Raw genomic sequence first — 12,491 nt, forward strand, 5'->3', positions numbered from 1 at the left:
TGGGTCAGTCGGCGAATCTCGGCCGGCCGGGGACCGGTCCGGTGCGCGCACACCGAACCGACCGCCGGCGCGGCCTGTCGATACTGCTGGTTCTACTGGCGCCGCGCCGGCGGCGGTTCACTCCTTGGCGTTGACGTCCTCGATGATCTCCGCCTGCGGAACCGGCTTGTTCACCTTCGCGATCGCGGGCCGGGCGTAGCGGGTGTGCACGCCGGGAGCGACCTCGAGGGTGACGGTCTCGTCATCGAAGGACGTCACGGTACCGTACAGGCCACCGATGGTCACGACCTCGTCGCCGGCGGCCAGCGCCGACTGCATCTGGAGCGCCTCCTTACGGCGCTTCTGCTGCGGACGGATCATCAGAAAGTACATGACACCGAAGAGCAGGACGATCATGAGCAACGGGGTCAGACTGCCGCCCCCGGCGCTTTCTGCTGCGTAGAACACGTCTCAAAACCTTCCCATTGGCCCCCGCCGCACCGGACCGGCGCCGCCGCGAAGGGCTGCATACACATCGCTACAGACCGCGGCGAGTCTAGTCGCTGATGCTGAGATCATCGAATGCGGCACAGATCACGTTCGGATCACGGCCGTTCGTCCTCGCCAGCGGTAAAGAGATCGGGCGCGGAAATCGGATTTGCGCCAAATGTACCAGTCGGTGGAGTGTGCCCCAGATGCCGCCATGCCGCCTCCGTGGCGACCCGACCACGGGGAGTACGCGCGAGCAGGCCGGCCCGCACCAGGAACGGCTCGCAGACCTCCTCCACGGTGTCCGGCTGCTCCCCCACCGCCACCGCGAGGGTGGAGAGCCCCACCGGGCCGCCGCGGAACGCCTCCACCAGGGCGGTCAGCACCGCGCGGTCGAGGCGGTCGAGGCCCAGCGCGTCGACGTCGTACACCTTCAGGGCCGCGCGGGCGATCTCCAGGGTGACGATCCCGTCGGCTCGCACCTCGGCGAAGTCGCGCACCCGGCGCAGCAGCCGGTTGGCGATCCGGGGCGTCCCCCTCGACCGGCCCGCCACCTCCCGGGCCCCCTCCTCGGTGATCCGCACCCCGAGAATCCGGGCGGAGCGCTGCAGCAGCAGCTCCAGCTCCCCCGGGGCGTAGAAGTCCAGGTGCGCCACGAAACCGAAGCGGTCCCGCATCGGGCCGGTCAGCAGCCCCGACCGGGTCGTGGCCCCGACCAGGGTGAAGGGCTCCACGTCCAGCGGAATCGCCGTCGCACCCGGCCCCTTGCCGACCACCACGTCGACCCGGAAGTCCTCCATCGCGCTGTAGAGCAGCTCCTCGGCGGGCTTGGCGATGCGGTGGATCTCGTCGATGAAGAGGACGTCGCCCTCGGCGAGACTGGTCAGGATCGCCGCGAGGTCACCCGAACGCTCGATCGCCGGTCCGCTGGTGACCCGGATGCCGGCGCCCAGCTCGGCCGCGACGATGTTGGCCAACGAGGTCTTGCCCAGTCCCGGCGGGCCGGAGAGCAGGATGTGGTCCGGCGGCGAACCCCGGCGCATCGCCCCCTGCAGGAGCAGGTCGAGCTGGTCGCGGACCCGGTCCTGGGCGATGAACTCCGACAGCCGCTTGGGCCGCACCGTCGCCTCGGCGTCCAACTCGGCGTCGTGCACGTAGGCCGAGACCAGGCCGCCCGGCTCGGTCATCGCGTCCTGCCCAGCAGCCGGATCGCCTGCTTGAGCAGCACCGGCACCGGCGGCGTCGGGCCGTCGACGGTCTCCGCCACCGCGGTCACCGCCTGATCGGCCTGCCCGGCCGACCAGCCGAGCCCGACCAGTGCCTGCCGAACCTGCTCGGGCCAGGCCCCCGCGGTCACCCCGGCCGCCCCATCGGGACCGACCGCGACCGGGCCGATCTTGTCGCGCAGCTCCAGCACGAGCCGCTCCGCGCCCTTCTTGCCGATGCCCGGCACCCGGGTCAGCGCCGCGGTGTCGGCGTTGGCGATCGCCTTGCGCACCGCATCGGGGGTGTGCACGGCCAGCACCGCCTGCGCCAGGCGCGGGCCGACGCCGCTTGCGCTCTGGAGCAGTTCGAAGATCTGCTTCTCGTCGTCGTCGGCGAAGCCGTACAGGGTCAGCGAATCCTCGCGCACCACCAGGCTGGTCGCCAGCCGGGTGGACTCGCCCAGCCGCAGCCCGGCGAGGGTGCCGGGGGCACACTGCACCGCCATGCCGACACCGCCCACCTCGATCACCGCCTGCTGTGATCCCAGGGCGGCGACCACGCCGCGCAGGCTCGCGATCATCTTGCTCCTCCTCGTCGCGCCCGCGCCGCCGCGGTTGCCAGCTTCGACCGTGTGCCACCGCGCCAGATGTGGCAGATCGCCAGCGCCAGCGCATCGGCGGCGTCAGCCGGCTTCGGCGGCTCGGACAGCCGCAGCAACCGGGTCACCATAGCGGTCATCTGCGCCTTGTCCGCCGTCCCGGAACCGGTGACCGCGGCCTTGACCTCGCTGGGCGTGTAGGTCTGCACCGGCAGTCCGGCGCGGGCCCCGGCGAGCACCGCGATGCCGCTGGCCTGCGCGGTGCCCATCACCGTACGGACGTTGTGCTGGCTGAAGACCCGCTCCACCGCGACGCTCTCGGGGCGGTGTTCGGCGACCAGTTCGGTCAGGGACCGGTCGAGGTGCAGCAGCCTCAGCGGCAGGTCGTCATGGGGGTCGGTGTAGATGACGTAGTAGGCGACCAGCGTGCAGGGACGTCCGGGCACCCCCTCGACAACGCCGACCCCGCACCGGGTCAGCCCCGGGTCGACGCCCAGCACGCGCACGCCGCCACCTCCCCCTGCATCAGCAGTACGTGTGTTCGACACACTACTGTGCCGCCTCCGCCCCGCCTTCGCAGGACACGCTCCCGGCGGGCACGCGGCGACCCCGGGGAGAGCGTCGCTCGGGTTGCGGCGTTCCCCGGGGTCGCGTCGTGCCTCAGAGCACCGGCAGATGGGGTACGCAGGGCGGGCGGGGGGCGCCGGGGTCGAGCCCTTGGAGGACGTACCCGATCGCCCGCGGCGAGTAGGTCATCGAGAGGTGGTCGGACTTGTCGAGGAGGCAGCCGTCCTGCAACGTCACGTTGCGCACGGTGGCGCCGGGCCCGGCGGTCAGGAAGGTCGTCCGGTACGGCGTTGTCACCTCGTCGTACCGGGTGGCGATGACCAGGTAGTTCACGCCCGGCACGGTGTCCCCGCCGGCGTTGAGCTCGGCCAGGAACGGCGAACCGACCGCCTGCTGGAGAGCGGCGGTGCCGATGACCAGACCGGCGAGGCCGAGCAGGCCGAGCCGGCCGACGAGGGTGGCGATCCCACTGAGCGTGGTGCCGTGGTGGGTGGCGCCGAGCGTGATCAGGCTGCCGACCTTGCTCGCGCCGCCGCCGAACTTCAGGTACTGCCGGGGCATCATCCCGCCCTGGGAGTGACCGACGATGTCGACTTTGGCCGCGCCGGTGGCGGCGAGCACCCGGTCGACGAAGGCGGCGAGTTCCTCGGCGGAGCGGCGGATGTCACCGGTGCCCTTCACCGCCGGGTGCAGGGAGATGACGTTGTCCGGGTCGTCGCCGTAGTCGAGGGCGAAGACGCAGAAGCCGGCCCGTTTGAGTGCCGGGGACATCCGGGCGAAGTTGTTGTAGCGGTTCTCCCAGGTGCCGTGCACCAGCACCACCGGGCGGGGCCGCACCGACGACGGCCGGCAGCCCCAGTCGTTGGAGCCGGGCGCGTCGCGGTCGAGGTGCACCAGCGAATAGCCGAGCGCCTGGGTGAAGAAGTGCCGCTCCGGACCTTCGCCGGCCGAGGAGGTTCCGGCGGCGGCCGTCCGGGCGGACGTCACGGTGGTGGCATCGGGCGCGGCTGCCGTGCCGGGAACCGCGGCGGCCGGTGCCGCGGATGCGACGGCGTGGGCCGGGGTGGCGGACGACAGCAGCGCGACGGCGGCCACGAGGGCAGCGACGGTGGTGGACAGGGTGCGGGGACGGGTCATCATCTGCACTCTCCGAGGGGGACCGGGTGGGGTGCACGGCGGGGATGAATCACGATGGACCGCCGTGCTGCCGGGCGTCTCTTCGCCACGGCCCCAATCTCGGCGGCCCGGAATTTGTCACGGTCCACAACCCCGACCCGCCACGCTCACGACACAACCGACCACAGTGGGTAGCATGCGAGGGCGGATCGAGCGGTCCGCGCTCTCTCGGCCCGGGAGTCGGATGGATAAGGACTCGCTCACCGGTCCCGCGCTGCGACGGCTGCGCGACCTCAGCGGCGTCATCGTCGGCCGCATCTGCGACGAGGTGCCCGCCCTGCGGGCACTCCCCGACGACATCCTGCAACTGGAGATCCGCTCCGTGGTGGAGCGCAGCCTGCGGCTGGTCCTCGGTGCGATGGGCAGCGGAGCGCAGCTGCGTGACGAAGAACTGATCGCCCCGCTGCGGCAACTGATGTTGCGGGTCCGTGACCGGCCGTCGTTGCCCGACGTGGTGGCGTCGTACCTGGTCGCCGCCCGGGTGACCTGGGCGATGCTGCTGCGCGTCACGCCGCCGCAGCGCCGGCCCGAGCTGCTGGCGCTGGTCGAGCCGGCGACCCGGCACCTGCAGCGCATGCTCGTGGGTGTGAGCCGGGCGTACCTCGACGACCAGCAGCTCGCCCAGAGCGAAGTGGGCGAGCTGCGCCGGGAGCTGGCGGCGGCGCTGCTCGCCGGCGAGCCCGTCGGCGGGTTGCCCGGCCGGGCCGGGATCGCCCACCCGGCGGCCTACCTGGTGCTGGCGTGGGACGCCGCGGCGCCGCAGACAACGACGACGGCGCCGACGCGGCGGTGGCGGATCCGGGCAGCGCTGGACGGCTGCTGCGACGGGATCGTGCTCACCATGGTGCAGGAACGCGCCGGGACCGCGCTGATGCCCGTCGCCGACGGCACCGGCGAGGCACTGCGGGCGCCACTGCGCTCCTTCGTCGAGGAGCTGGCGACCCTGCTCGGCACGCCGGCGCGCGCCGCCACCGCGCTGGCTCCGGACGGTGCGGCAGTGCCGGCCGCCGCCGCCGAGGCCCGCGAGGTGCTCGACGTGGCCCGGCGCCTGGCCCGGCCCGCCGGGCTCTACGAACTGGACGACCTGCTGCTGGAGGTCCAGCTCTCCCGCCCGTCGCCGGCGGCCGACCGGCTCGCCGCACGGGTGCAGCCGCTGCTGCGACGGGCGGACCTGCTGCTGACGGTGCGTACCTTCATCGCGGCCGGGCAGAGCCGGCGGCATGCGGCCCGGCTGCTGCACGTGCACCCGAACACCCTGGACTACCGGTTGCGCCGGGTGGCCGTCCTGACCGCAATGGACCCCGTCGACCCGGACGGCATCCGGCTGCTCAGCGCGGCCCTCACCGTCGCCGACCTCCGCGCCGCGACGTGATCCCAGCCGCTGCGACCAGCGAACCCCGACCTTGAACACGACACCGGGCGGATGAAAGAGTATCGCCGGTGAGCAGCGCAAACGACGACCAGTGGCGCCGGCCGGAACCGACCCCGCGGCAGCAGCGGATCGACATCTGGACCGGCCTGGCCGCGGTGCTGGTCGGGCTGGCCAGCCTCGCGCTGGCCAACAACACCGGCTACTTCCCGTACGGCGCCGCCCCTGCCTGGCCCGAGCAGGTGCTCTGGACCGTCGCCGTCACGCTGCCGCTGGCCTGGCGGCGCAGCCGTCCGGAGCTGAGCGCGCTGATCGTCGCCGCCGCGTTCATCACCGTGCAGGTCCGCGCCGTTCCGGAGCTGCAGCTGAGCACCATCGCGCTGCTCGTGGCCCTGTACACCCTCGGCGCCTGGGGCCGGGACCGGCGCCGCTCCCGCCGGCTGCGCCTGACGGTGATCGTGGCGATGTTCGGCTGGATCTGCGTCTCCTACCTGGGCTTCCTGGCCGAGCTGCCGGCCGACGCGTTCGCCGAGGCCACCGGCCCGCTGCCGCCGCTGCTGGCCAACATCGTCTACACGTTGCTCGCCAACGGCCTCTACTTCGGCTTCGCCTACTTCGCCGGCGAGACCGCCTGGGTCGCCGCCCGGCGCGAGGACCAGCTGCGGACCCAGGCGGAGCTGCTGCGCTCCCAGGCCGAGGAGCTGCAGCGCTCCCAGGCCGAGGCGCGTGAGCGCGCGGTGGTGGGCGAGCGACTGCGTATCGCCCGGGAACTGCACGACGTCGTCGCCCACCACGTCTCGGTGATGGGTGTGCAGGCCGCCGCCTGCCGCCGGGTCCTCGACCGCGATCCGGACAAGGCCCGCACCGCGCTGGCCGCCATCGAGCAGACCGCCCGCACCGCCATCGACGAGCTGCGCCGGATGCTCGGGCTGCTCCGGGCCGTTGGCACCGACGGGGAGCGGCCGGACAGCGCAGGGGTCGCCCACCTCGATCGGCTCGTGGCGCGCGCCCGCGAGGCGGGCCTGACCGCCACCCTCTCGGTCTACGGCGACCCTGTGCCGCTGCCGGAGTCGCTCTCGCAGGCCGTCTACCGGATCGTGCAGGAGGCGGTGACGAACACCCTCAAGCACGCCGGGGCGAGCCTGCTCGACGTACGGATCCGCTATCTGGCAAGCGACGTGGAGGTCGACGTGAAAGACGACGGGCGCGCCCACACCCCCGGCGCGACGGGCGGGTTGGGCCTGATCGGCATCCGGGAACGGGTCGCCGCGCACGACGGCGAACTGGAGGCCGGCCCGCAGCCCACGGGTGGTTTCCGGGTCCGGGCCCGCTTCCCCCGGCCGGCGTTGGTGGAGCAGGCGGCATGACGGGCCCGCGGCCGTTGCGGGTGCTGCTCGCCGACGACCATCACCTGGTCCGGGTCGGCTTCCGCATCATCCTCGAGGTGGAGGAGGACATCGAGGTCGTCGGTGAGGCGGCCGACGGCGAGCGGGCCGTCGGGATGGCGGCGGCGCTGCGGCCGGACGTGGTGCTGATGGACGTCGAGATGCCGGGAATGGACGGCCTGGAGGCGACCCGCCGCATCACCGCCACAGCCGGCACGGCCGACGCTGACGGCTCGCCGTCGGGACCGGCGGTGCTGATCCTCACCACCTTCGACCGCGAGGACTACCTCTTCACGGCGCTGCAGGCCGGCGCGAGCGGTTTCCTGCTCAAGAACGGCACCCCCGAGGAACTCGTCCACGCCGTCCGGATCGTCGCCCGCGGCGACGCCCTCCTCGCGCCGGAGCTGACCCGCAAGGTGATCGCCGCCTTCGCCCGGCCCGGTGCCGCGGTCACCGCCGACCCGGCGGCGGCCGGCGCGCTGGACCGGCTCACCCCCCGCGAGTACGAGGTCCTGGTGTTGATGGCCGGCGGCGCCACCAACGCCGAGATCGCGCAACGGCTGCACCTGGGCGAGACCACCGTGAAGACCCATGTCAGCCGGGTGCTGGCGAAGCTGGGGCTGCGGGACCGGGTGCAGGCCGTCGTCTACGCCTATGAGCGGGGCGTCGTCCAGCCCGGCGCCGCGGCCGGGTCCGCCCGGTGACGGACGCCATGGTCGATCTGGCGAGGGATGGCACGGCCGGCGCGAGCGCCTAACCTCCAGGCCATGACCAGCGTCCTACACGTGGACCGGGTGAATCGCAGCTTCGGCAGCCGCCAGGTACTCACAGATGTCTCGTTCACCGTCACCGCCGGCCGGATGACCGGTTTCGTCGGCGGCAACGGAGCCGGCAAGACGACCTCCATGCGGATCATCCTCGGGGTGCTCGCGGCCGACTCCGGCGAGGTTTCCTGGCAGGGGAAGCGGTTGACCCGGCAGGCCCGCGCCCGTTTCGGCTACATGCCCGAGGAGCGCGGCCTCTACCCGAAGATGGGCGTGCAGGAGCAGCTCGTGCACCTGGGCCGGCTGCACGGTCTCGACATGGCCGCGGCCCGGCGCGCCACCGACGCCCTGCTGGAGCGGGTGGGGCTGGCCGAGCGCGGCAAGGACCTGCTGGAGACGCTCTCGCTCGGCAACCAGCAGCGGGCCCAGATCGCCGCCGCGCTCGTGCACGACCCGGAGGTGCTGGTCCTCGACGAGCCCTTCTCCGGCCTCGACCCGATGGCGGTGGAAACCGTCCTGTCGGTGCTGCGTGAGCGCGCCGCCCAGGGAGTGCCGGTGCTCTTCTCCAGCCATCAGCTGGACGTCGTCGAGCGGCTCTGCGACGACCTGGTCATCATCTCCGAGGGCCGGATCCGGGCGGCGGGCAGCCGCGAGGAGTTGCGTGCCGCGCACGCCCTGCCGCGCTTCCGGCTGCTGGTCGACGACGACGCGGGCTGGCTGCGTGACGTCGAGGGCGTAACCATCGTCGAGCTCGACGGCCCGCGTGCCGTCTTCGACCTCGCTCCCGGTGCCGACGAGCAGCAGGTGCTGGCCGCCGCGCTGGCCCGCGGCCCGGTCCGCGCCTTCGCTCCGGTCACCCCGTCACTGGCCGAAATCTTCCGGGAGGTCACCCGATGAACACCTACCAGGCCACCCGGCTGATCGCGGCCCGCGAGCTGCGGGTCAAGCTGCGCGACCGCACATTCATCTTCAGCACGCTGTTCTTCCTCGTCATCATCGCCGCCTCCGCGGTGGTGCCGGCAATGATCAGCCATGGCCCCACCACCGTGGCGGTCGCCGATGCGACCACCGCCCAGCTGCTGACCGCCTCCACCGAACTGGAGGTGGTCACCGTCGGCGACGACGCCGAGGCCGAGCAGCGGGTACGCGCCGGTGAGGTGGACGCCGCGGTCATCAACGGCCCCGTCGTGGTGGCCATGGATGAGGCGCCCCAGTCGGTTGTCACCGCACTGAGCAGCAGCCCGCCGGTGCAGCTGCTCAACCCCGACGCGGTACACCCGGTGGCGCTCGTTCTGGTGCCGCTGGTCTTCGCGCTCGTCTTCTTCTTCATCTCCACGATGTTCGGCACCCAGATCGCGCAGAGCGTCACCGAGGAGAAGCAGACCCGCATCGCCGAGATCCTGGTGGCGGCCGTACCGGTCCGGGCGCTGATGCTCGGCAAGGTCCTCGCCGGCGGTGCCCTCGCACTCGGGCAGATCGGGCTGATCGCCGTAGTGGCCCTGATCGGGCTGCGGATGAGCGACAGCGGCCCGCTGCTGACGCTGATCGCCCCGGCGCTCGGCTGGTTCGTACCGTTCTTCGTGATCGGCTTCGTCATGCTCGCCGCGCTCTGGGCGGTCGCCGGCGCCCTGGTCAGTCGCCAGGAGGACATCGCCAGCGTCGCCCTGCCGCTGCAGGTGGTCATCATGATCCCGTTCTTCGCGGTGGCGATGTTCAGCAGCAACGACACCTTGATGCGGGTGCTGTCCTATCTGCCCTTCTCCGCCCCCACGGCCATGCCGATCCGGTTGTTCACCGGTGACGCCGCCGGCTGGGAGCCCGTCGTCGCCCTGGTGGTGCTGCTGCTGACCACGGCTGTCAGCCTGCTGGTCGGTGCCCGGCTCTACGAGGGGTCACTGCTGCGGACCAACAGCCGGACCTCGGTGGCGACGGCCTGGCGGGAGCGCGAACAGATCGGCTGAGTCGCTCCGGGGAGCACGGGCAGTGGGCCGTCGGTTCGTCCGACGGCCCACTGCCCCTTTTCGTGGCGGAACGTTGACAACCAATTTTAGTCGTGCACAATCTAGTTGTGCGCAATGAATTTTCTGATGATCAGGTGCACCTGGACGATCAGGTGTGCTTCGCGGTCTACGCCGCGTACCGCACGATCACCGGGGCGTACCGCACCGTGCTCGACGAGATCGGCATCACCTACCCGCAGTACCTCACCCTGATGACTCTCTGGGACCACGACGGCGCCTCCATCGGCGAGCTGGGCCGTCGCCTGCAACTGGACAGCGGCACCCTCTCCCCGCTGGTGCGCCGGCTGGAGACCCAGGGGCTGGTCCGCCGCGCCCCCTGCCCTACCGACGAACGTCGCGTGCTGGTCCACCTCACCGACGCCGGCTGGGCCGTACGCGCCAGAGCCGTGGTCATCCAGCGCGAATTCGCCACCCGGGTCGCGCTGACACCGCAGGAGCTGGTGACCCTGCGTTCCCTGGCCCGCAAGCTCGCCCTGCTCGACCCCGCCGGCGCCGACGACGCCGCCGGCCCCTGCCTGACGGAAGGACCACCCCAGTGAAAACCCTCTACACCGCCCAGGCCCTCGCCACCGGCGCCGGCCGCAACGGCCACGTCACCAGCAGCGATCGGCGCATCGACCTCGATCTGGCAGTTCCCGCCGAGATGGGCGGCTCCGGCCAGGGCGCCAACCCGGAGCAGCTCTTCGCCGCCGGGTACGCCGCCTGCTTCCACTCCGCACTCCAGGCGGTCGCCCGCAGCGCCAAGGTCGACCTCGGCGACTCCACCGTGGGCGCGCAGGTCGAGATCGGCGCCAACGACGCCGGTGGCTTCCAGCTCGCCGTGACCCTCGAGGTCGTCATCCCGCTGCTGCCGCACGACCAGGCCCAGCAGCTCGCCGACCAGGCGCACCAGGTCTGCCCGTACTCCAACGCCACCCGCGGCAACATCGACGTGCGCATCCTCGTCACCGACGACTGACCTCAGGGAGCAGAGATGACCGGACGTGACAGCGCACTCCCCCGGCGACGCGCAGGCGAGCGGGCACGCACGATAGGCCGCTGGGCCCTCGGCGGCATGCTGGCCTTCGCCGGGACCGCGCACCTGACCTTCCAGCGACAGGAGTTCCAGGCCCAGGTCCCGGAGTGGATCCCCCTCGACGCGGATGCGGTGGTGCTCGCCTCCGGAGTCGTGGAGATCGCACTCGGTGTGGCGCTGGTGGCTCTGCCCCGGCACCGTCGTCTCATCGGCGCCGCCACCGCTGCGTTCTTCGTCGGGGTGTTCCCCGGCAACATCGCCCAGTACGTCGAGGGCACCGACGCCTTCGGCCTGGACACCGACCGGGCCCGCCTGATCCGGCTCTTCTTTCAGCCACTGCTCGTCGGCTGGGCGCTCTGGGCCGGCGAGGTCCTCCCCCGCCGTGGCGCCCAGCGGCCCGAACACCCCGGCTCCGGTTCCTGATCCACCGCCCCACCGCCGGCCGTCCGGATCCGGAATCGTCAAGCGCGGACAGCTTTCCGACACCGCACTGACCTGCGGATACATTCGCCAAATGTCCATTGGACAATCTCTGGACGGTGCTCTGCTGTCGCATCGGGGCTCTCGCGTGCCAGCGTCGGGGCCGCATCGCACCGGCAGAGAGGAACCTTCATGAAGCTCGTCAGGACCATCGCCGCCACGTTCGCGGTCAGCGCCACCGCGACCTTCGCCCTCGCCGCTCCCGCACAGGCGGCCACCTACGGCGGCGAGTGCGGCGCCGGCTACGGAGTGGTGAACCAGGCGGCGATCGGCACCAAGGGGACGGTGTTCCTCACCTACAGCGCCTCCACCGGCAAGAACTGCGTCGTGGCCAAGCGGAACAGCGTCGGCTCGGCCGTACTCATCGAGGCCGGCCTGGCGCTCAACCCGGTGGGCTCCCACTGGACCAAATTCGACGGCGGCAACTACACCTCGTACGCCGGCCCGATCTACCTCTCCGCGGCCGGCAAGTGCGTCGACTGGATGGGACGCATCACCGGCACCCAGGGCGGCAAGCGCAAGACCAACTGCGGCTGACCGACAGCAGGGTGAGGCCCTCTCGCCGGGGGTCTCACCCGCTGTTCTGTGAGTGTCCTTCCGCGCGTACGCAAGGATCGGGCGCTTCGCCGGGAAGAACGTGAGCTTCACGCGTCCACCATCTTCCGGGAGACCTCGCAGCCTGCTCGCGGGCGGCGAGCAACACCCCGGCCCCCGCTCCCAGCATGGCCGCCACCGCAGCCACCGCAGCCACCACGACCAGGTTCATCCACCGCCGCGGCTCTGGCTCGCGCGCCGGACCGGAGCCTTCGTCACCCGCTCGTGTAGGCATGACCGGGGCCGGGGACTGCGGGGCCGGGACGGGGGACTGCGGGGCCGGGACGGATGCCGGTTCGCTCACCGGCTCCGGCGCGGGCCGATTGGCGTGGGCCTGCGACCAGAGTTCCCGCCACTGCTTCTCGGTCTCCGAGCGGTCGTGCCCCAGCCGGTCCACGGCGAGCACCCGGACGAACTCCCAGGCGGTCTCCCAACTCGGCAGCGTCCGCCCCCGGGCCGCCGCGGCCAGCGACGACTTCGACGCGGCCGCGCCCAGCCGCGCCGCCATCTCGGCGTAGGAGGGGTCGCCCGCCTCCCGCTTCAACCGCCACAGTCGATCCGCGAACGCGCCCACGGGCCCCGAATCCCGGTCGGGACGCGCCGGCCGACGCCCCCGTCGCGACACCCGGTTCGCGCTTTCCTGATCCACTTGCGACACCTCACCGCAACCGTCCGCGACGTTCGCGAATGCGTCGGTCACTGTATCCGTCGCAGTGACTGCCGGAAGCTCCAGACCTGGCGGGCGGCGCCCGCGGCGCCGGGCGCCCCCCTGCCCGGGGCCCGCCGCGGCGCGCCGGGGGGGGCCCCGGGGGGGGCGGTGGGGGGCCGACGCCGTGAGCCCCCGCCCG

The 12,491-nt window shown here is 72.2% G+C and carries 15 protein-coding genes; 9 read left to right on the forward strand and 6 right to left on the reverse strand.

Features of this window, described 5'->3' with window-relative positions; translation table 11 throughout:
- Nucleotides 1-117: 117 nt before the first annotated feature.
- From yajC to ACK8GG_RS13940, 5 genes are all read right to left on the reverse strand, one after another.
- Nucleotides 118-447, reverse strand: a complete 330-nt coding sequence (gene yajC, locus ACK8GG_RS13920) for a preprotein translocase subunit YajC (RefSeq protein WP_440351817.1) — start codon at nucleotides 445-447, stop codon at nucleotides 118-120.
- Nucleotides 448-584: 137 nt separating this feature from the next.
- Nucleotides 585-1,655 carry a Holliday junction branch migration DNA helicase RuvB gene (gene ruvB, locus ACK8GG_RS13925; RefSeq protein WP_440356487.1) on the reverse strand — a complete coding sequence of 357 codons (1,071 nt, stop codon included), beginning with the start codon at nucleotides 1,653-1,655 and terminating at the stop codon, nucleotides 585-587.
- The gene (gene ruvA / locus ACK8GG_RS13930; protein ID WP_440356488.1) at nucleotides 1,652-2,254 is read right to left on the reverse strand and encodes a Holliday junction branch migration protein RuvA; all 603 of its coding nucleotides are present in this window, start codon (nucleotides 2,252-2,254) and stop codon (nucleotides 1,652-1,654) included. The genes ruvB and ruvA overlap by 4 nt, the downstream gene beginning before the upstream one ends.
- Entirely contained in the window at nucleotides 2,251-2,778 is a 528-nt protein-coding gene (ruvC, locus tag ACK8GG_RS13935; RefSeq protein WP_440356489.1) for a crossover junction endodeoxyribonuclease RuvC, read from the reverse strand. The genes ruvA and ruvC overlap by 4 nt, the downstream gene beginning before the upstream one ends.
- 154 nt (nucleotides 2,779-2,932) lie before the next feature.
- Complete coding sequence (locus ACK8GG_RS13940) at nucleotides 2,933-3,979, reverse strand: esterase/lipase family protein (protein ID WP_440356490.1); 1,047 nt, start codon at nucleotides 3,977-3,979, stop codon at nucleotides 2,933-2,935.
- 220 nt (nucleotides 3,980-4,199) lie between these two features.
- On the opposite strand from ACK8GG_RS13940, the gene ACK8GG_RS13945 reads away from it, so the two are divergent.
- From ACK8GG_RS13945 to ACK8GG_RS13985, 9 genes are all read left to right on the forward strand, one after another.
- Nucleotides 4,200-5,387: a PucR family transcriptional regulator gene (locus ACK8GG_RS13945; RefSeq protein ID WP_440356491.1), complete on the forward strand. Its 1,188-nt coding sequence runs from the start codon at nucleotides 4,200-4,202 to the stop codon at nucleotides 5,385-5,387.
- Nucleotides 5,388-5,455: 68 nt separating this feature from the next.
- Complete coding sequence (locus ACK8GG_RS13950) at nucleotides 5,456-6,751, forward strand: sensor histidine kinase (protein WP_440356492.1); 1,296 nt, start codon at nucleotides 5,456-5,458, stop codon at nucleotides 6,749-6,751.
- Nucleotides 6,748-7,473: a response regulator gene (locus ACK8GG_RS13955; RefSeq protein WP_440356493.1), complete on the forward strand. Its 726-nt coding sequence runs from the start codon at nucleotides 6,748-6,750 to the stop codon at nucleotides 7,471-7,473. The genes ACK8GG_RS13950 and ACK8GG_RS13955 overlap by 4 nt, the downstream gene beginning before the upstream one ends.
- 63 nt (nucleotides 7,474-7,536) lie before the next feature.
- Nucleotides 7,537-8,430 carry an ABC transporter ATP-binding protein gene (locus ACK8GG_RS13960; protein WP_440356494.1) on the forward strand — a complete coding sequence of 298 codons (894 nt, stop codon included), beginning with the start codon at nucleotides 7,537-7,539 and terminating at the stop codon, nucleotides 8,428-8,430.
- A complete protein-coding gene (locus ACK8GG_RS13965) occupies nucleotides 8,427-9,494 on the forward strand; it encodes an ABC transporter permease (protein WP_440353785.1) in 1,068 nt (355 codons plus the stop codon). Before ACK8GG_RS13960 ends, ACK8GG_RS13965 begins: the two co-directional genes overlap by 4 nt.
- A gap of 107 nt (nucleotides 9,495-9,601) precedes the next feature.
- Complete coding sequence (locus ACK8GG_RS13970) at nucleotides 9,602-10,093, forward strand: MarR family winged helix-turn-helix transcriptional regulator (RefSeq protein WP_440353784.1); 492 nt, start codon at nucleotides 9,602-9,604, stop codon at nucleotides 10,091-10,093.
- Nucleotides 10,090-10,512: an organic hydroperoxide resistance protein gene (locus ACK8GG_RS13975; RefSeq protein ID WP_440356495.1), complete on the forward strand. Its 423-nt coding sequence runs from the start codon at nucleotides 10,090-10,092 to the stop codon at nucleotides 10,510-10,512. Before ACK8GG_RS13970 ends, ACK8GG_RS13975 begins: the two co-directional genes overlap by 4 nt.
- A gap of 15 nt (nucleotides 10,513-10,527) precedes the next feature.
- Nucleotides 10,528-10,992: a DoxX family protein gene (locus tag ACK8GG_RS13980; protein ID WP_440356496.1), complete on the forward strand. Its 465-nt coding sequence runs from the start codon at nucleotides 10,528-10,530 to the stop codon at nucleotides 10,990-10,992.
- Nucleotides 10,993-11,181: 189 nt separating this feature from the next.
- On the forward strand, nucleotides 11,182-11,586 hold the full coding sequence (locus ACK8GG_RS13985; RefSeq protein WP_440356497.1) for a hypothetical protein: 405 nt from the start codon (nucleotides 11,182-11,184) through the stop codon (nucleotides 11,584-11,586).
- Nucleotides 11,587-11,620: 34 nt separating this feature from the next.
- Here ACK8GG_RS13985 and ACK8GG_RS13990 read toward each other — a convergent pair whose 3' ends face one another.
- Complete coding sequence (locus ACK8GG_RS13990) at nucleotides 11,621-12,187, reverse strand: hypothetical protein (protein WP_440356498.1); 567 nt, start codon at nucleotides 12,185-12,187, stop codon at nucleotides 11,621-11,623.
- Nucleotides 12,188-12,491 lie beyond the last annotated feature (304 nt).

Origin of the sequence: Melissospora conviva (assembly GCF_049523535.1) — a bacterium.
GTDB lineage: Bacteria > Actinomycetota > Actinomycetes > Mycobacteriales > Micromonosporaceae > Melissospora > Melissospora conviva.

What these genes read in the sequence shown, in the direction of transcription:
- ruvB (WP_440356487.1), bottom strand. Translation starts at nt 1,655, where the DNA reads ATGACCGAGCCGGGCGGCCTGGTCTCGGCCTACGTGCACGACGCCGAG.
- ruvA (WP_440356488.1), bottom strand. Translation starts at nt 2,254, where the DNA reads ATGATCGCGAGCCTGCGCGGCGTGGTCGCCGCCCTGGGATCACAGCAG.
- ACK8GG_RS13940 (WP_440356490.1), bottom strand. Translation starts at nt 3,979, where the DNA reads ATGATGACCCGTCCCCGCACCCTGTCCACCACCGTCGCTGCCCTCGTG.
- ACK8GG_RS13945 (WP_440356491.1), top strand. Translation starts at nt 4,200, where the DNA reads ATGGATAAGGACTCGCTCACCGGTCCCGCGCTGCGACGGCTGCGCGAC.
- ACK8GG_RS13955 (WP_440356493.1), top strand. Translation starts at nt 6,748, where the DNA reads ATGACGGGCCCGCGGCCGTTGCGGGTGCTGCTCGCCGACGACCATCAC.
- ACK8GG_RS13960 (WP_440356494.1), top strand. Translation starts at nt 7,537, where the DNA reads ATGACCAGCGTCCTACACGTGGACCGGGTGAATCGCAGCTTCGGCAGC.
- ACK8GG_RS13965 (WP_440353785.1), top strand. Translation starts at nt 8,427, where the DNA reads ATGAACACCTACCAGGCCACCCGGCTGATCGCGGCCCGCGAGCTGCGG.
- ACK8GG_RS13980 (WP_440356496.1), top strand. Translation starts at nt 10,528, where the DNA reads ATGACCGGACGTGACAGCGCACTCCCCCGGCGACGCGCAGGCGAGCGG.
- ACK8GG_RS13985 (WP_440356497.1), top strand. Translation starts at nt 11,182, where the DNA reads ATGAAGCTCGTCAGGACCATCGCCGCCACGTTCGCGGTCAGCGCCACC.